We start from the raw sequence: 16,704 nt of genomic DNA on the forward strand, positions 1-16,704 counted from the left end.
AAACACATTCTTCGCCAGATCGAGCCCGACCGTGATAATCTCCGACATGACCGCCTCCCAAAGTGGATTGTTGCGATCCCACCATGGCACACAGATGCCGTCGGGGGGCGGTTACACCATCAACGCCGCATGACAACAAGATTGCGATCAAATGCGGCAACCATGCCTATCGCGAGCGGACGCGGGAACTTCAGGATCAGCATCACCGCAAGGTCGGCTGAACATCTGGTCTGACACGCACCGGACCCAAGCTGGTGCGTCTGTCTCGACAGCAGTGGCGGCGGAAGGGTGAGGCGACCCCAAAAGGGCTGCATACCGCCCGCGGGCGATGGTCGTACGTTTCCACGCTCTACTTCGGTCAAGGAAAACGAGGTCGGTCGTACAGCGATTGGCCGCCCCTCTCCTCCTGTGACGGCATTACAGCCCCGGCACCTTGTGTTATACAGCGCTTACAAGGGACTTCATCCTCGCCAGAAAAGTCGGGATCATACGCCGCTCCACCTCCTGCATATCGGCGACATGGCAGAAAATGCGGCGGTTCGCATCCACGTCCGTGCGATCAGACGGTAACTCTGTGGCATCCGCAGATCGGCGCGGGCATCGCAAGACCCGCGGTCCCGGCCTGCCGTCAGGCATCGGCGCCCGGACGGTGCGCCGCGAGGCGGCTCATCGAGATCAGCGCGGCAAGCAGCGCGAACCCCGCGCCAAGAAGCAACGCCGCCGTAAGCCCCGGATCCCCCATCCGCCCCAGCAGCAGCGAAACCAGCGCCGCCCCGAGCGACTGTCCCGTCAGCCGCGCCGTGCCCAGCATGCCTCCCGCCGCGCCGGAGCGGTTCATCGGCGCCGCCTCAAGCATGGCGCGGTTGTTCGGGGACTGGAACATCCCGAAGCCGAAACCGCACAGCGCCATCCGCCAGCAGATATCCCACGCCGGGGCATCCGCCCGCATCAGGCCAAGCGCCAGCATCCCCGCCGCAAGGCATATGAGGCCGATACCGCCCAAAATCGCCGGCGGATACCTGTCCGACATCCGGCCCGCGAAGGGCGCGATCACCGCGACGCCGAGCGGCCAGGCCATCATCAGCAGGCCGACCTCGGTCGGGTCGTGCCCCATCACCCCCTGAAGCAGGAAGGGCAGCGCGACAAAGGCCAGAAGCTGCGTCGTGAACGAGGCGACGGAGGTGCAGACCGACAGCGTGAACACCGGGATGCGCAGCAGATCGACCGGCAGCATCGGCCGGTCCGAACCACGCTCATGCCGGATCTGCGCCACGAAGCACAGCACCGCCGCCACCACCTGCCCCAACGTCACCAGGGGCGGAACTCCCGCGCCGACGCCATCGACCGCGACGATCATCAGGCAGATGCCAAGCGCGCTGAGCACCGCCGAAAGCCAGTCGAAGCGGCGCGGCACGCGCAGGCTTTCCGGCAGGCTGAACCAGCCGAACAGCAGCGTCGCGATCCCAAGCGGAATGTTGATCGCGAACAGCCAGTGCCAGCCCGCGACCGACAGCACCATCCCCGCGAAGGCCGGCCCCACCGTCGAGCAGACCGCGACGACCAGCGCATTGAGACCCACCGCGGCACCGAGCTTTTCCCTCGGCACGGTGAAGCGCAGGATCGACATGTTCACCGCCATGATCCCCGCCGCGCCGAACCCCTGCACGATGCGCGCCACCGTCAGCGCCCCGATCGAACCGGCCAGAATGCAGCCAAGAGACGCCAGCGTGAACAACGCGATACCGCCGAGGTAGACATTGCGATAGCCGTGAATGTCGGCCACCGTCGCCAGCGGCAGCATGGTCATCACGATGGCAAGCTGATAGCCGTTGACGATCCAGATCGAGGCCGCAGGCTCGGTATGGAAATGCGCGGCGATGGTAGGCAGCGCGACATTGGCGATGGTCCCGTCGAGCACGGCGAGCGCCAGCCCCAGCATGATCGTGATCCAGGCGAAATGGCGGCGCGGCGCGGGCAGCCCCCTGCCTTCCGCCGATCTCTGCGCCAGCGCGTGCCGGGCATCCTCGTCAACGGATATGGCGTCTTTCAGGAAGGTCACGGCGGAGTCCGGAACTGGGGAGGTGGCATTTCCGATAGGCATCCAGAGCCCGGTTTGCAATCGCCCGCCGCAAGAAATCCGCGCCCCGGACCTGAGCGGGGGTTATCCGCCGACTCCGGTTTATCTGTCCCCCGCCAGAAGCCGGAACCTAGATCGGCGGTCCGAATTCATATAAACTGGATGTGTTATTCCGCATACCGCCGGGACGGGACATCTGTCCGCTGCCCGCCGGTCTGCAAGCGCGGGACGTCGAACCACATGCCCAAGGATGAGTTCATCGGCAAGACATCCAAGGCGGCCGGAGGCTGGGGCGCGCTGAAAAGCTGCGGCAGGCAGCTTCTTGAAACGCGCAGACCCCTCGCCGGCGCCCGGACCATGCTGAAGGCGAACCAGCCCGATGGTTTCGACTGCCCGGGTTGCGCATGGGGCGATCCCGAGCATGGATCCTCGTTCGAATTCTGCGAAAACGGCGTCAAGGCGGTCTCGTGGGAGGCGACGAAGCTGCGCGCTCCGCCAGAGTTCTTCGCGGCGCACAGCGTCACCGAACTGCGCGGATGGAGCGATTACGACCTCGAACATCAGGGCCGTCTGACCCATCCGCTGCGCTACAATGCAGGCACCGATCATTACGAGGCGGCGAACTGGGACGAGATATTCGCCGAGATCGGCCAGCGCCTGAAGGCGATCGCGCCGGATGCGGTCGAATTCTACACCTCGGGCCGGGCCTCGAACGAGGCGGCTTTCCTGTATCAGACCTTCGTGCGGCTTTACGGGACGAACAACTTCCCCGACTGTTCCAACATGTGCCACGAGGCCTCGGGCGTCGCGCTGACCGATGCGATCGGCATCGGCAAGGGCACGGTCCTCTTGGAGGATTTCGAGCAGGCCGATGCGATCTTCGTCTTCGGCCAGAACCCCGGCACCAACCATCCGCGCATGCTGGCCGATCTGCGCAACGCCACCCTGCGCGGGGCGCAGGTCGTGGTGTTCAACACGCTGAAGGAAAAGGGCCTGACCCGATTCGCCGATCCGCAGAACAAGGTCGAGATGCTGACGGGCGGCTCCGAGGCGACCTCGACCCTGTATTTCCAGCCGAGGCTGGGCGGCGACATGGCGGCGGTGCGCGGCATGGCGAAGCTGGTCTTCGCCGCCGATGACGCGGCGCGCGCGAAGGGCCTGCCCCCGGTTCTGGACGATGCCTTTCTGTCCGAACACACCGCTGGCATCGCCGAATGGCGCAAGCTGGTCGAGGCGACGCCCTGGGACCAGATCGAGGAGCAATCCGGCCTGACGCGCGAAAACCTTGCCCGTGCGGCCGGGGTCTACATGGCCTCCGACCGGGTGATCGCGACATGGGCCATGGGCGTGACCCAGCACCGCCATTCGGTGCAAACGATCCGGGAAATCGCCAATTTCATGTTCCTGCGCGGCAATATCGGGCGCAAGGGAGCGGGCCTTTGCCCGGTGCGGGGCCATTCCAACGTGCAGGGCGACCGCACCGTCGGCATCAACGAAAAGGCGCCCAAGGCGCTGCTGGACGCGATGGAGCGCGAGCTTGGCGTGCCGATGCCGCGCAATCCCGGCCACAATGTGCTGGAAGCCATCGGCGCGATGCTCGCGGGCACGGCGAAGGCTTTTTTCGGGCTTGGCGGCAACTTTGCCCGCGCGACACCGGACAGCGCCCTGATCGCCGCCGCGATGGACCGGCTGGATCTGGTCGTCCATATCGGCACCAAGCTCAACCATTGCCATCTGCTGCACGGCAAGGCGGGGTTCATCCTGCCCTGCCTTGGCCGGACCGAGATCGATCGCAATTCAAAGGGCATCCGCCAGATCGTCACGGTCGAGGATTCGATGTCGATGGTGCATGGGTCCGGCGGGATCAACCTGCCGGCCTCGCCGCACCTGAAATCCGAGGTCGGGATCGTCGCCGGCATCGCCCGGGCCACTTTGGGCAGCAAGATCGTCGACTGGCAGGCGCTGGCCGACGACAACGACCTGATCCGCGAGATGATGTCGCGCGTCCTGCCGGGGTTCGGGGATTACAACGCCCGCGTGCGGGTGCCGCGCGGCTTCTGGCTGCGCAACCCGGCCGCGGAACGCGAATGGCGCACCCCCACGGCCCGGGCGAATTTCGGCGCCTTCGATCTGCCGCAGCAGACCGAATGGCAGATGCGCACCGAACAGCCGGGGATCTTCGTGCTGCAGACGCTGCGCTCGCATGACCAGTACAACACCACGATCTATGCGATGGATGACCGCTACCGCGGTGTCTATGGCGAACGCGAGGTGGTCTTCATCAACCCCGCCGACATGGCGGGCGCGGGCGTCGCCGCGGGCGACAGGATCACGATGGAGACGCTGAGCGACGACGGGATCGACCGGCGGATCAGCGGTTTTCGCGTCGTGCCCTACGACATCCCGCCGGGGTGCATCGCCGGCTATTATCCCGAACTGAACGCGCTGGTGCCGCACGGCTCTTTCGGCGACCGCAGCTTTACCCCCACGTCGAAATCCGTTCTTGTGAGGATGTCGCGGGATGCCGCCTGATGATGCGGCGCTGATCGCGGACTGGACCGCGCTTTGCGCCGCGCTCGAAAACGACGACAGCCTTTCGTGCGGCCCTCTTGCCTGCGGATTGCTGGCCGCGGTCGCACTCGGCCTCAGCGGCGACAGCCGCGGCTTCGCCCGCGACTTCGGGATCGCACATGCGCTGGTGCTGCGCGAGGTGAACATCCTGTCCGGGGACCTCGGCCTGCTCACGGTCAACCGGAACGACGAAAGAACCCAGCGGCGTTTTCTGACGCTGAGCCCCGCCGGGAAGGACCTGACCGATCGTCTGACGCGCGCCTGAACGATATTCCGGCCTCAACAGCGCACCGCTTCAGCGGTTCACGGCACGGCGGGCGGCTATCTTCTGATACCACCGTGTGATCGCCACGCGCATCCGGGCATCCACCGGCACGGCGAACCGCGCAAGCAGGACGCTGGCGACCGTTCCGACCGAGATCATCGCGACGACACCAAGGCTTTGCGTGCCGACATCCAACCGGCTGGCCAGCCTCGCGACCAGCCGGCACAGCGGCAGATGCAGGATATAAAGCGGAAACGACAAGGCACCGAGCCACAGGCACAGCGCGTGCAGCCGGCCGCGCAAGGCCACCTGCGCCCCGGCAAGGATCAGCGGCGGATAGACCATGATGACGATCAGCGCATCCCAGCTGCGCGTCTGACCCGGCTCCGGCAGCACGAATGTCAGCACCAGCACCGCGCTCAGCACCCCTGCCAGCCCCAATGCGCCCGGATGCGAAAGCTGCCCGCGGATGCGCCACAGGAGCACGCCTGTGCAGAACCCGAAGGCGGTCCGCGACGATCCTCCCCACAGCTCACCGCCATTGGCCCCGACATCGAGCCCGCCATACCACAGGGAACAGGCGACAAGGTTCAGCGCCCCGACAGCGACCAACCCGGCCAGCAACCGGGTGGACAGACGCGGGGCGACAAGGACGAAGACGGCATTGGCGATGAACTCGTAGAACAGCGACCAGGCGACCCCGTTTGCCGGAAACAGGTTCGGGTCGCCATCGACTCCGGGGGTCGGCACAAGCAGCAGGTTGAGCAGGAATGAATCGACGATCGTCCAGACCTCGACACCCGGCTCGACGAAGACCTTGGCGAACTTCACCGCAAAGCCGAAAACCATCCCCGCGAAAAACAGCGGGTAGAGACGGATGATCCGCCGGACAAGGAACTCCTTCGCGCCGAGCTGCCCCTGACGCAGCCGTTCGTCATAAGCGCCGGTCAGCACGAAGCCCGAGAGAATGAAGAAGAAGTCGACGGCCAGATAGCTTCCGACAGGTATCCCCGGAAGGCCGAGCCGGTCGGACTGGTGGAAAAGGACAACGGCGAGCGCCGCGATTCCGCGCAGACTGTCCAGAAAATCGAACCGGCGGGGCATGAAGGTCTTCCTGTCGGAATGGAAAGGCCGTTGGATCTGATGAAAGGATGTGTCCGGGGTCGAATGGCGTCGGCAGTTCGGGAAACGTCGCGTCGGTATCGATCGTCGGCAGCCATATCCGGCTGCCCGGTTCCTTATCTAGGCGGGTCCCCGCAAACCTCAAGGCCGGGAAAGCCGGCGCCGGACGCGGCGGCTGTTCAGTCCTCTGATGCCGCGGTGATCTGGCGAACCGGGACCTCGGTGCAGTGACGGTCCTGCGCGCGCTCCGCCATCATGTCGAACAGGATATCGAGCATCGTTTCCACATCCTGCCGCGCCATCAGGATACGCGAATCGATCAGCGCGGCGAAAGGGTCCCAGTCGAAGCTGCCGATATGCGGTATCGTCGCCTCCGGATGATGGGACCGCAGCCAGCGCATCACCCCTTCAAGCGCGCTCGTCGAATTCACGAATATCCCCGCCGGAAGGGTGGGCATCGCCGCAGCCAACTGCGTGACGGCCTGTTCCGCGCGTTCGGCGGCATAGCCCGTGGTCAGGATCATGTCCTCGCGCGGGGCGATCCCGGCCTGCGCATGGGCATCGCGGAAGGCGCGCAGGCGTTCGAGCGTGTTGTGGTCCGTGGACCGGCCGCCGATGAAGGCCAAGGGCTCGGGGCGGCCCGCCTCGGCCGCACAGGCCGCGAGCACCCGCGACGTCAGCACCAGCGCCCCGCCGTAATTGTCGGAAATCACCGACGGTGCCCGGCTGCCGGGCAGATCAAGGTTATAGTTGAGCACACCCGAGGCCCGGCAGATGTCCGAGATCAGGTCCGGGTTCGTCGCCCCGGTCGCGATGACGCAATCGACCTTGTAGGAAAGCAGGGTGCGCGCGGCCTGAAGCTCAAGCTCCGGATCGCGCGACGTGCAGGTGATGATCGGAAACAGGCCGCGGATCCGGGCCCGGTGCTCGAACTGTTCGGCGATCGAGCTGAAATAGCGGTTGTCGTATTTCGGCATGATCATGCCGATCAGATTCGACCTCTGCCGCCGCAGCGCGCGGGCCTGCTGGTTCAGCGCGAACCCCTGACGGTCGGCCACAAGGCGGATGCGCTCGGCCGTCTTCTCGCTGATCCGGCGCGATTTCCAGTTGCCGTTCAGCACGGCGCTGACCGTGGAGGCGGACAGCCCCACCTGCCGGGCGATGTCGTAGATCGTCGTTTGACGTGGCGTTTCGGGCTTTGCTGACACTTCGTCCTCCTGCATGCCACCTTGACACTCCGCACGGTTTCAAACAAGCATGCACCATCGGTTGTGCAATGCGGCACGAACGATGGTGCAGAACAGGACGCGCAATTCGCCGGAGGAAGCCGTCCACCCCTTTCCACTGCCGGAAGGCGATGGACAAGGATCGGACGACACCTGACCGCACCCGACAGAAACGTGGAGGAGATGACAGAGATGATGAAACAGACCCGATCCGTTGCCTCGGCCGCGGTTGTCATGGCCGGCCTGCTGAGCAGCGCCGCCTGGGCCGCGCCGAGCGGCACCGTGGCCTTCCTGATGCCCGATCAGGCATCGACCCGCTATGAGGAACACGATTTCCCCGGCTTCAAGGCCGCGATGGAAAAGCTCTGCCCCGATTGCACGGTGATCTATCAGAACGCCAACGGCGACGTCGCGCTGCAACAACAGCAGTTCAACTCGGTCCTCGCGCAGGGGGCGAAGGTGATCGTGCTCGATCCCGTCGATTCGGCGGCGGCGAGCGGTCTTGTGAACATCGCGCAGTCGCAGGACGCGAAGGTCATCGCCTATGACCGGCCGATCCCGGATACGCCCGCGGATTACTACGTCTCCTTCGACAATGCGGGCATCGGCCAGTCGATCGCCGAATCGCTGGTGAAACACATGAAGGATGCCGGCGTGCCGGAAGGGGCCGGCGTGCTGCAGATCAACGGCTCGCCCACCGATGCCGCCGCCGGCCTGATCCGCGACGGGATCCACAAGGGGCTGGAGGGATCGGGCTACGAGACGCTGGCCGAATACGACACCCCGGACTGGGCGCCGCCGAGGGCGCAGCAATGGGCGGCCGGGCAGATCACCCGTTTCGGCGACCAGATCAAGGGCGTGGTCGCGGCGAATGACGGCACCGCGGGCGGGGCCATCGCCGCCTTCAAGGCGGCCGGGGTCGATCCGGTTCCGCCGGTCACCGGCAACGATGCCACCATCGCGGCGCTGCAACTGATCGTCTCGGGCGACCAGTACAACACCATCTCGAAACCCTCCGAGATCGTCGCCGAAGCCGCAGCCAAGATCACGGTGCAATTCCTCAACGGCGAGACGCCCGAGGCGAAGACCACGCTCTACAACACGCCGAGCGAGCTTTTCGTCCCCGCCGTCATCACCGCCGAGAACATCAAGGCCGAGATCTTCGACAAGGGCATCCAGACCGCCGATCAGGTCTGCACCGGCGAATATGCCGCGGGCTGCAAGACGCTCGGCATCACGAACTGATCTGCAATCCGGCGCCCGGCACACCCGGGCGCCCCATCGGACATGGCGCCATGAACGTAACCTCTCCGGCGGCCGAGGCCGCACCCCCCGCGACGGGCGAAACCATCCTGCGCCTTCGCGGCATTTCCAAGAAATTCGGCGCGGTCTCCGCCCTGACGGATATCGCGCTTGACGTCCATGCGGGCGAAGTCGTCGCGCTGGTCGGCGACAACGGCGCGGGCAAATCGACGCTGGTCAAGGTTCTGGCCGGTGTGCATCAGCCGACCTCGGGCACGATCGAGTTCTGCGGCCAAGAGGTCACCCTGCCCGATCCCGGCGCGGCGCTGCATCTGGGGATCGCGACGGTGTTTCAGGATCTCGCGCTGTGCGAGAACCTCGACGTGGTGGCGAACCTGTTCCTCGGGCATGAAATGGCGCCCTGGCGACTGGACGAGGTCGGCATGGAAGTGCGCGCCTGGACCCTGCTGCGCGAGCTGGCGGCGCGAATCCCCTCGGTGCGCGAACCCATAGCCTCGCTTTCGGGCGGTCAGCGGCAGACGGTGGCGATCGCGCGTTCGCTGCTGCTGAACCCCAAGATCATCATGCTCGACGAACCCACCGCCGCGCTCGGCGTCGCGCAGACGGCCGAGGTGCTGAACCTGATCGAGCGCGTGCGCGACCGCGGCCTTGGCGTCATCATCATCAGCCACAACATGGAAGACGTGCGCGCCGTGGCGGACCGCATCGTGGTGCTGCGCCTCGGCAGGAACAGCGGCGTCTTCACACCCGAGGCGAGCAACAACGAACTCGTCGCCGCCATCACCGGCGCCACCGAGAACGCCGTTTCCCGCCGCAGCGCCCGCAAGGCCGCCGAACATGGGGAGATCTCCGCATGAGCCAGAACCAACCCGCCCTGGATCGCAGTGACGAGCGCGTCCGCCACGAGGAAACCCTGTCCGACAGCCTGCGCGCCTTCTTCGACCGGATCCGATCCGGCGATCTGGGCGTGCTGCCGGTGATCGTCGGGCTGATCGTGATCTCGGTGGTGTTTTCCTCGCTCAATCCGGTGTTCCTCGCGCCGAACAACCTCGTCAACATGCTGTTCGACTGCGCGACCGTGGGGATGATCTCGCTCGGCATCGTCTGCGTGCTGCTTCTGGGCGAGATCGACCTGTCGGTGGGCTCGATGAGCGGCTTTGCCTCGGCCATCGTGGGTGTGCTCTGGGTGAACATGGGCTGGCCGGTCCCGGCGGCGATCGCGGCGGCGATCCTTGCGGGGGTGGTCGTGGGGGCGCTCTATGCGCTGCTCTACAACCGGCTGGGGATGCCCAGCTTCATCGCCTCGCTCTCCGGGCTGCTGGCGATGCTGGGGATGCAGCTCTACATCCTCGGGCCGACCGGGTCGATCAACCTGCCCTATGCCTCGCCCTTCGTGAAATTCGGCCAGGTGATGATCATGCCGGACTGGTTCGCCTATCTGGCGGCGCTGCTGCCGGGCGCGGGGATCCTGCTCAACGGCCTTTCGGCCCGCCGCCGCCGTCTCGCGGCGAACCTGAGCGCGCAGCCGATGACGAACCTCGTGCTCAAGGCCGGGGCGCTGACGGCTGGGCTGCTGTTCGCGGTCTGGTATCTGAACCTCGGCCGCGGCGTGCCGTGGATGTTCGGGCTCTTCGTGCTGCTGGTGGTGGTGATGAACTACGCGCTCACCCGCACGAAATGGGGCCGTTCGATGTTCGCCGTCGGCGGCAACCGCGAGGCGGCGCGCCGGTCGGGCATCAACGTGCGGCGGATCTACCTGTCGGCCTTCGTGCTGTGCTCGACCCTCGCCGCGCTTGGCGGGGTGCTGTCGGCATCGCGGCTGGCATCGTCCAGCCAGCAGGCGGGGACCGGCGACGTGAACCTCAATGCGATCGCGGCGGCGGTGATCGGCGGCACCAGCCTCTTTGGCGGGCGCGGCAGCGCATGGGCCGCATTGCTGGGGATCATCGTGATCCAGGCGATCTCGAACGGCCTGACGCTGCTGAACCTGTCTTCGTCGCTGCGCTACATGATCACGGGTGGGGTTCTTGCCATTGCCGTGATCGTCGACTCGCTGGCCCGCCGCTCGCGCATGAGCCACGGCCGCGCTTGAGAATGGAGTGAAAAATGGCTGAATCACTACAAGGCAAGGTTGCCGCCATCACCGGCGCCGCATCCGGGATCGGGCTGGAATGTGCCCGCCATCTGGTCGCCGCCGGCGCCAGGGTCGTGCTGATCGACCGCGCCGAGGACCGGCTGAAGGCGCTCTGCGCCGAGATCGGGCCGAATGCCCTGCCGCTGATGGTGGACCTGCTCGACGGGCCGCAGGTCTCGGGCATGCTGCCGCGGATCCTCGACCTCGCGGGCGGGCTCGACATCTTCCACGCCAATGCCGGCGCCTATATCGGCGGCCCGGCGGCGGAGGGGAACCCCGATGCCTGGGACAGGATGCTGAACCTGAACATCAATGCCGCCTTCCGCTGCGTGAACGCCGTCCTGCCCCACATGATCGAACAGAAGTCGGGCGACATCCTCTTCACCAGCTCGATCGCGGGCGTGGTGCCGGTGATCTGGGAACCGATCTACACCGCCTCGAAATTCGCGGTGCAGGCCTTCCTGCACACCACCCGGCGGCAGGTTTCGCAATACGGCATCCGCATGGGCGCGGTGCTGCCCGGCCCGGTGGTGACGGCATTGCTCGACGACTGGCCGAAGGCCAAGATGGAGGAGGCGCTGGCCAACGGCAGCCTGATGCAACCGAAGGAAGTGGCCGAGGCGGTGGTCTTCATGCTGACCCGTCCGCGCAACGTGGTGATCCGCGATCTGGTGATCCTGCCCAACAGCGTCGATCTGTAAGCCATGAGCACCAGCGAATTCCTGATCGGTGTCGATGTCGGCACGGGCAGCGCCCGCGCCGGGGTCTTCGACACCAACGGCCGGATGCACGGCACCGCGCGGCGCGAGATCACCATCTGGCGCGCGCCGGGCGGCATCGTCGAACAATCCGGCGCGCAGATATGGGAGGCGGTCTGCGCCTCGGTGCGCGAGGCCGTCGCAGAGGCAGGCATCGACCCCGGGGCGGTGAAGGGCATCGGCTTCGACGCCACCTGCTCGCTCGTCGTGCTGGGGGCGGAGGGGCAGCCGCTGCGCGTCGGCCCCTCCGAAGACCCCGAGCGCAACATCATCGTCTGGATGGATCACCGCGCGGTTGGTCAGGCGGAACGGATCAATGCCACCGGCGAAATGGTGCTGAAATATGTCGGCGGCCGGATCTCGCCCGAGATGGAAACGCCGAAGCTCCTCTGGCTCGCCGAAAACCGCCCCGAGGTCTTCGCGCAGGCCCGGGATTTCTTTGACCTTGCGGATTTCCTGACCTGGAAGGCCACGGGAAGCCGCGCGCGCTCGACCTGCACGGTGACCTGCAAATGGACCTATCTCGCGCATGAAAACCGCTGGGATCCGGGCTATTTCCATCGCATCGGGCTGGGCGTTCTGGCAGACGAGGGCTTCGCGCGCATCGGCACCGAGGTCGTCGCCCCGGGGACCCCGCTGGCCGGCGGGCTGACGGCCGGGGCGGCGAAGGCGCTTGGCCTGCGGCCGGGCACCGCGGTGGGTGCGGGGATGATCGACGCCCATGCGGGCGGCATCGGCACCGTGGGCATCGACGATCCGACCCGGGTGATGGCCTATGTCTTCGGCACCTCCTCCTGCACGATGACGAGCACCCGTGCTCCGGTCTTCGTGCCGGGTGTCTGGGGGCCCTACTATTCGGCGATGGTGCCTGGCCTGTGGCTGAACGAGGGCGGCCAGTCCGCCGCCGGGGCCGCGATCGACCGGCTTCTGTCGATGCACCCCGCCGCGACCGAGGCCAGCACCCTTGCCGCCGGAGCGGGGCAGTCCCTGCCGGTCTGGCTCGCCGCGAAGGCCTGTGCCGGCATCGCCCCCTCCGAGGCGATCCGCCTCGCCGGTCGGCTCCATGTCGTGCCCGAATTCCTCGGCAACCGCGCCCCGCATGCCGATCCGCACGCCCGCGCGCTGATCGCCGGGCTGGGGATGGAGACCGATATCGACAGTCTGGTTTCCCTCTACATCGCCGGTCTCGCCGGGGTGGCCTATGGCCTGCGCCAGATCATCGAGGCCCAGACCGCGGCGGGCGCCCCGATCGACGCCATCGCGATCAGCGGCGGCGCCGGGCAGCTCGACCTCGTGCGGCAGATCCTCGCGGATGCGACGGGCAAACCCGTCGTGGTGACCGCGGCCGATGAGCCGGTGTTGCTTGGGGCATCGATCCTCGGCGGCGTGGCCTCGGGCCTGTTCGCCGGCATGGAGGAGGCGATGGCCGCGATGACCCGTGCCGTCCGGCGCCATGAACCGCAGGAGGGCGCGATCGCGGCACTGCACGAGGGGCGCTACGAAGCGTTCCTGAAACTGCAACGCATCGGAACCGAACTCTGACCCATCCCCGGTCCGGGGAGGATATCCGCTGGTTGTGAAAACCCGGATGCTCTACACCGGCGCAAGGATCAACCCGCCCCGGACCCTGCGATGCCCCATGACGCGGAAGCGTTTCTCGACCGCCTCGACCGGCATGCGACGGCAAGCGCCGCGCTGGCCGAGTGGTGCGCCACGCGGTTCCCGGGTTGCGCGGGGCCGCTTGCGGCCGCGGTGATCGAGGACCGGGAGCTGTCCCCCGCCGAGCCCGCCCCCCTGCCCCGCGATCCGAGCGCGCCGATGCGCTACCGGCGGGTGCGGCTCGACTGGGGCGGCACGATGGTCTCGCAGGCGGAAAACTGGTATCTGCCGCGGCGCCTGCCCGCGGGCATCGCGGCGCGCCTGCTGGACAGCACCATCCCCTTCGGCGTGCTGCTCGCCCCGTTCGCGCCGCTGCGCCGGGCTATCCGCACCGAAATCCTCGACCGGTCCGATGTCGCGCTGGAGGTTCAGGCCGTCATGGCGCTGCCCGGACGCGGCGATGTGGCGCTGGTGCGCGAGCTGTATTCCCGCGCCCTGCTGCCGGAATGACAAGGGCCGCCCCGAAGGGCGGCCCGATATCAGGCTCAGTGCTGCACCGCCGGCTCGGCGTCCTTCGGCTTGCTCCAGCGGCCAAAGACCCAGTTCACCAGCACGAAGGACAGGGGCACGAACAGGAACACCAGAATCGTCCCCGACAGCGTCCCGAACAGCACCGAATAGCCGATCGCCTGCCGCGCCCCGGCGCCCGCGCCCGACGACAGCACCAGCGGCACCACCCCCAGACAGAAGGCCATCGAGGTCATCAGGATCGGCCGGAACCGCAGCTTGGCCGCGATCACCACCGCCTCGACCGCCGATTTGCCGAAATGCAGCATCTGGTCGCGGGCGAATTCGACGATCAGGATGGCGTTCTTCCCCGTCAGCCCGACGACGGTCAGCATGCCGACCTGAAAATACACCCCGTTCGACTGCCCGCCGATCCAGGCGCCAAGCAGCGTGCCGATGATCCCCACCGGCATCGCCAGCATCACCGCGATCGGGATCGACCAGCTTTCATACAACGCCGCAAGACACAGGAACACCACCGCCAGCGACAGGCCGTAAAGCGCCAGCTCCCCGTTGCCCGCCTCCTGTTCCTCAAGCGACAGCCCCGTCCATTGCAGCGAAAAGCCCGGCGGAAGCTGCGCGGCCAGCCGCTCCATCTCCGCCATCGCCGCGCCCGAGGATACGCCCGGCGCCGCCGAACCCTGAATCTCCATCGCCGGGATCGCGTCGTAGCGCGTCACCTGCTGCGGACCATAGACCCATTGCTGCGTCGCGAAGGTCGAGAGCGAAACGAAATCGCCATTCTCGTTCGGCACCCGCCAGAGCGCGAAATCCTCGGGGTTCGAGCGCGCCCAGGGTTCGCCCTGCACATAGACGCGCTTCACCCGGCCTTCATAAAGGAAGTCGTTCACATAGGACGAGGACCAGACCGTGTTGAGGAAACTGCCCACCTGCGCCGCGGTCAGCCCGACGGCCCCCGCCTTCGCCCAGTCGATGTCCAGCCGAAACTGCGCCGCATCCTCGACCCCGTTCGGCCGTACGCCGGTCAGCAGATCGCTTTGCGACGCCATGCCCAGCAACTGGTTGCGCGCCGCCAGAAGCTGTTCGTGCGACTGGCCGCTGTGCGCCTGCAGGAACGCCTGGAAACCGTTGGAATTGCCCAGTTCGATCACCGCGGGCGGCACGATCGGCACAACGATCGCTTCCTTGATCCCGCCATAGAGCGGCCCAAAGGCGCGCTGCGCGATCGCGCCGGCCGTGTCCTCCGCGCCCGTGCGTTCATCCCAGGGCTTCAGCTTGACGAACATCATCGCCATGTTCTGCCCCTGCCCCGCGAAGGAGAACCCGACGACCGAGAAGACCGAGGCGACATTCGCCTCTTCCTTCTGCCGGTAATACTGCTCGACCTGCTGGACGACCTTCCGGGTCTGTTCGCTCGTCGTGCCCGAGGGCGTCTGGATCACGGTCATCAGGATGCCCTGATCCTCGTCCGGCAGGAACGAGGTCGGCGTGCGGGTATACATCACCCCCATCGCTGCGACGATCAGCAGATAGACGATGATCCCCTTGATCGGATTCGCCACCATCCATTTGACGATCCCGCCATAGCCGTTCGTCACCCGGCCGAGCCGCTTGTCGAACCCGTCCGAGAACCGCGCCTGCAAACCGCTGCGGTCATGCGAATGCGGTTTCAGGATCGTCGCGCAAAGCGCCGGGGTGAAGATCAGCGCCACGATCACCGACAGCGTCATCGCGGACACGATGGTGATCGAGAACTGTTTGTACACCTGTCCTGTCGAACCGCCGAAGAACGCCATCGGCACGAACACCGCCGACAGCACCATGGCGATGCCGACCAGCGCGCCCGAGATCTCGCCCATCGACTTCTTTGTGGCTTCCTTCGGCGAAAGATGTTCCTCCGCCATGATCCGCTCGACGTTCTCGACCACGACGATGGCGTCGTCGACCAGAAGCCCGATGGCCAGAACCATCGCCAGCATGGTCAGCGTGTTGATGGTGAAGCCAAGCGCCGCCATCACCCCGAACGTGCCCAGAAGCACCACCGGCACCGCCAGCGTCGGGATCAGCGTCGCCCGCAGCTTGTGCAGGAACAGCAGCATCACCAGAACCACCAGCACGATCGCCTCGATCAGCGTATGCACCACCGCGTCGATCGAGATCGTCACGAAGGGCGTGGTGTCGTAGGGGATCACATATTCCATCCCCGAGGGGAAATAGGGCTTCAGTTCCTCAAGCCGTGCCTTCACCAGCTCCGCCGTATCCAGCGCATTGGCGCCCGAAGCCAGCTGGATCGCCATCCCCGCCGAGGGCACGCCATCGTAATAGGCCTGAATCTCATAGGTCTCGGCGCCCAGTTCGACCCGCGCCACGTCGCGCAGCAGCACAAGGCCGCCATCGGTATCCGCGCGCAGCACGATCCGCTCGAAATCCTCGGGCGTCTGCAACAGCGACTGCGCCGTGATCGTGGCGTTCAGCAACTGCCCCTCGGGCGCCGGCTGCGCGCCGAAGGCACCGGCCGAGATCTGCGCATTCTGCCCCTGCACGGCCGCGATCACCGTCGCCGGGCTCATGTCATAGGCGTTCAGCTTGTGGGGATCGAGCCAGATCCGCATCGCATATTCCGACCCGAACACCTGCACCGTGCCGACCCCCGCAAGGCGCGAGAAGCTCTCGACCATCGAGGAGTTCATGTAGTCGGCCAGCTCGACGTTGGAGCGCGACCTGTCGGGCGAGATCAGCGAGACCACCATCAGGAAGCCCGATGTGGATTTCCGCACCGTCACGCCCTGCCGCGTCACCGATTCCGGCAACGAGGCCTCGGCCTGACTCAGCTTGTTCTGCACCTGCACCTGCGCGATGTCGGCATTGGTGCCCAGCTCGAAGGTCAGGGTGATCTGCGCCGTGCCGTTCGAGGTGGTCGAGGAATTGATGTAGCGCAGCCCGTCAAGGCCGGTCATCTGCTTCTCGATCACCTGCACGACCGTATCGGCGACGGTCTCCGCCGAGGCGCCCGGATAGGTCGCGCTGATCACCACCGAAGGCGAGGCGATCGAGGGATATTGCGAAATCGGCAGCCGCAGGACCGACAGGATGCCGATCCCCATGATGACGATGGCGATGACCCATGCAAAGATGGGCCGGTCAATGAAAAAGCGTGCCAT

General features: G+C 66.3%; 12 protein-coding genes. 8 read left to right on the forward strand and 4 right to left on the reverse strand.

Annotated elements, in window-relative coordinates; all coding sequences use genetic code 11:
* Positions 1 to 628 precede the first annotated feature (628 nt).
* Entirely contained in the window at positions 629 to 2,059 is a 1,431-nt protein-coding gene (locus D2T30_RS20085; protein ID WP_206613022.1) for an MFS transporter, read from the reverse strand.
* A 258-nt stretch (positions 2,060 to 2,317) separates the two neighbouring features.
* Here D2T30_RS20085 and D2T30_RS20090 point away from each other — a divergent pair, with 258 nt between their 5' ends.
* Together D2T30_RS20090 and D2T30_RS20095 are read left to right on the forward strand one after the other, a co-directional pair.
* Positions 2,318 to 4,609: an FdhF/YdeP family oxidoreductase gene (locus D2T30_RS20090; protein ID WP_128210288.1), complete on the forward strand. Its 2,292-nt coding sequence runs from the start codon at positions 2,318 to 2,320 to the stop codon at positions 4,607 to 4,609.
* Complete coding sequence (locus D2T30_RS20095; RefSeq protein WP_128210289.1) at positions 4,599 to 4,913, forward strand: hypothetical protein; 315 nt, start codon at positions 4,599 to 4,601, stop codon at positions 4,911 to 4,913. Before D2T30_RS20090 ends, D2T30_RS20095 begins: the two co-directional genes overlap by 11 nt.
* 30 nt (positions 4,914 to 4,943) lie before the next feature.
* Here the strand turns inward: D2T30_RS20095 and D2T30_RS20100 are convergent, their stop codons facing one another.
* Positions 4,944 to 6,017 (reverse strand): acyltransferase family protein, encoded by a 1,074-nt coding sequence (locus D2T30_RS20100; RefSeq protein WP_128210290.1) that lies wholly within the window; start codon positions 6,015 to 6,017, stop codon positions 4,944 to 4,946.
* A gap of 197 nt (positions 6,018 to 6,214) precedes the next feature.
* Positions 6,215 to 7,243, reverse strand: a complete 1,029-nt coding sequence (locus tag D2T30_RS20105) for a LacI family DNA-binding transcriptional regulator (RefSeq protein WP_241651355.1) — start codon at positions 7,241 to 7,243, stop codon at positions 6,215 to 6,217.
* A gap of 213 nt (positions 7,244 to 7,456) precedes the next feature.
* Here D2T30_RS20105 and D2T30_RS20110 point away from each other — a divergent pair, with 213 nt between their 5' ends.
* The 6 genes from D2T30_RS20110 to D2T30_RS20135 all read left to right on the forward strand — a co-directional run bounded on the left by D2T30_RS20110 (position 7,457) and on the right by D2T30_RS20135 (position 13,525).
* Positions 7,457 to 8,506, forward strand: coding sequence for an ABC transporter substrate-binding protein (locus D2T30_RS20110; RefSeq protein ID WP_380727633.1), 1,050 nt, complete (start codon positions 7,457 to 7,459; stop codon positions 8,504 to 8,506).
* A gap of 50 nt (positions 8,507 to 8,556) precedes the next feature.
* Positions 8,557 to 9,381 carry an ATP-binding cassette domain-containing protein gene (locus tag D2T30_RS20115; RefSeq protein ID WP_128185935.1) on the forward strand — a complete coding sequence of 275 codons (825 nt, stop codon included), beginning with the start codon at positions 8,557 to 8,559 and terminating at the stop codon, positions 9,379 to 9,381.
* Positions 9,378 to 10,616, forward strand: coding sequence for a sugar ABC transporter permease (locus D2T30_RS20120; RefSeq protein ID WP_128185933.1), 1,239 nt, complete (start codon positions 9,378 to 9,380; stop codon positions 10,614 to 10,616). Before D2T30_RS20115 ends, D2T30_RS20120 begins: the two co-directional genes overlap by 4 nt.
* A 14-nt stretch (positions 10,617 to 10,630) precedes the next feature.
* Positions 10,631 to 11,359 carry an SDR family oxidoreductase gene (locus D2T30_RS20125; protein ID WP_128210293.1) on the forward strand — a complete coding sequence of 243 codons (729 nt, stop codon included), beginning with the start codon at positions 10,631 to 10,633 and terminating at the stop codon, positions 11,357 to 11,359.
* A 3-nt stretch (positions 11,360 to 11,362) separates the two neighbouring features.
* Positions 11,363 to 12,958 (forward strand): FGGY-family carbohydrate kinase, encoded by a 1,596-nt coding sequence (locus D2T30_RS20130; RefSeq protein ID WP_128210294.1) that lies wholly within the window; start codon positions 11,363 to 11,365, stop codon positions 12,956 to 12,958.
* A gap of 90 nt (positions 12,959 to 13,048) precedes the next feature.
* A complete protein-coding gene (locus tag D2T30_RS20135) occupies positions 13,049 to 13,525 on the forward strand; it encodes a hypothetical protein (RefSeq protein ID WP_128210295.1) in 477 nt (158 codons plus the stop codon).
* A 35-nt stretch (positions 13,526 to 13,560) separates the two neighbouring features.
* Here D2T30_RS20135 and D2T30_RS20140 read toward each other — a convergent pair whose 3' ends face one another.
* Positions 13,561 to 16,704, reverse strand: a complete 3,144-nt coding sequence (locus tag D2T30_RS20140; RefSeq protein ID WP_128210296.1) for an efflux RND transporter permease subunit — start codon at positions 16,702 to 16,704, stop codon at positions 13,561 to 13,563.

This window comes from Paenirhodobacter populi, assembly GCF_004022215.1.
In the GTDB taxonomy this organism is placed as follows: domain Bacteria; phylum Pseudomonadota; class Alphaproteobacteria; order Rhodobacterales; family Rhodobacteraceae; genus Rhodobacter; species Rhodobacter populi.

Bases quoted from the DNA above. Each gene is read 5' to 3' on its own strand.
- D2T30_RS20115 (WP_128185935.1), top strand. From the start codon at position 8,557: ATGAACGTAACCTCTCCGGCGGCCGAGGCCGCACCCCCCGCGACGGGC.
- D2T30_RS20130 (WP_128210294.1), top strand. From the start codon at position 11,363: ATGAGCACCAGCGAATTCCTGATCGGTGTCGATGTCGGCACGGGCAGC.
- D2T30_RS20140 (WP_128210296.1), bottom strand. From the start codon at position 16,704: ATGGCACGCTTTTTCATTGACCGGCCCATCTTTGCATGGGTCATCGCC.
- D2T30_RS20100 (WP_128210290.1), bottom strand. From the start codon at position 6,017: ATGCCCCGCCGGTTCGATTTTCTGGACAGTCTGCGCGGAATCGCGGCG.
- D2T30_RS20110 (WP_380727633.1), top strand. From the start codon at position 7,457: ATGAAACAGACCCGATCCGTTGCCTCGGCCGCGGTTGTCATGGCCGGC.
- D2T30_RS20095 (WP_128210289.1), top strand. From the start codon at position 4,599: ATGCCGCCTGATGATGCGGCGCTGATCGCGGACTGGACCGCGCTTTGC.
- D2T30_RS20090 (WP_128210288.1), top strand. From the start codon at position 2,318: ATGCCCAAGGATGAGTTCATCGGCAAGACATCCAAGGCGGCCGGAGGC.
- D2T30_RS20135 (WP_128210295.1), top strand. From the start codon at position 13,049: ATGCCCCATGACGCGGAAGCGTTTCTCGACCGCCTCGACCGGCATGCG.
- D2T30_RS20120 (WP_128185933.1), top strand. From the start codon at position 9,378: ATGAGCCAGAACCAACCCGCCCTGGATCGCAGTGACGAGCGCGTCCGC.
- D2T30_RS20125 (WP_128210293.1), top strand. From the start codon at position 10,631: ATGGCTGAATCACTACAAGGCAAGGTTGCCGCCATCACCGGCGCCGCA.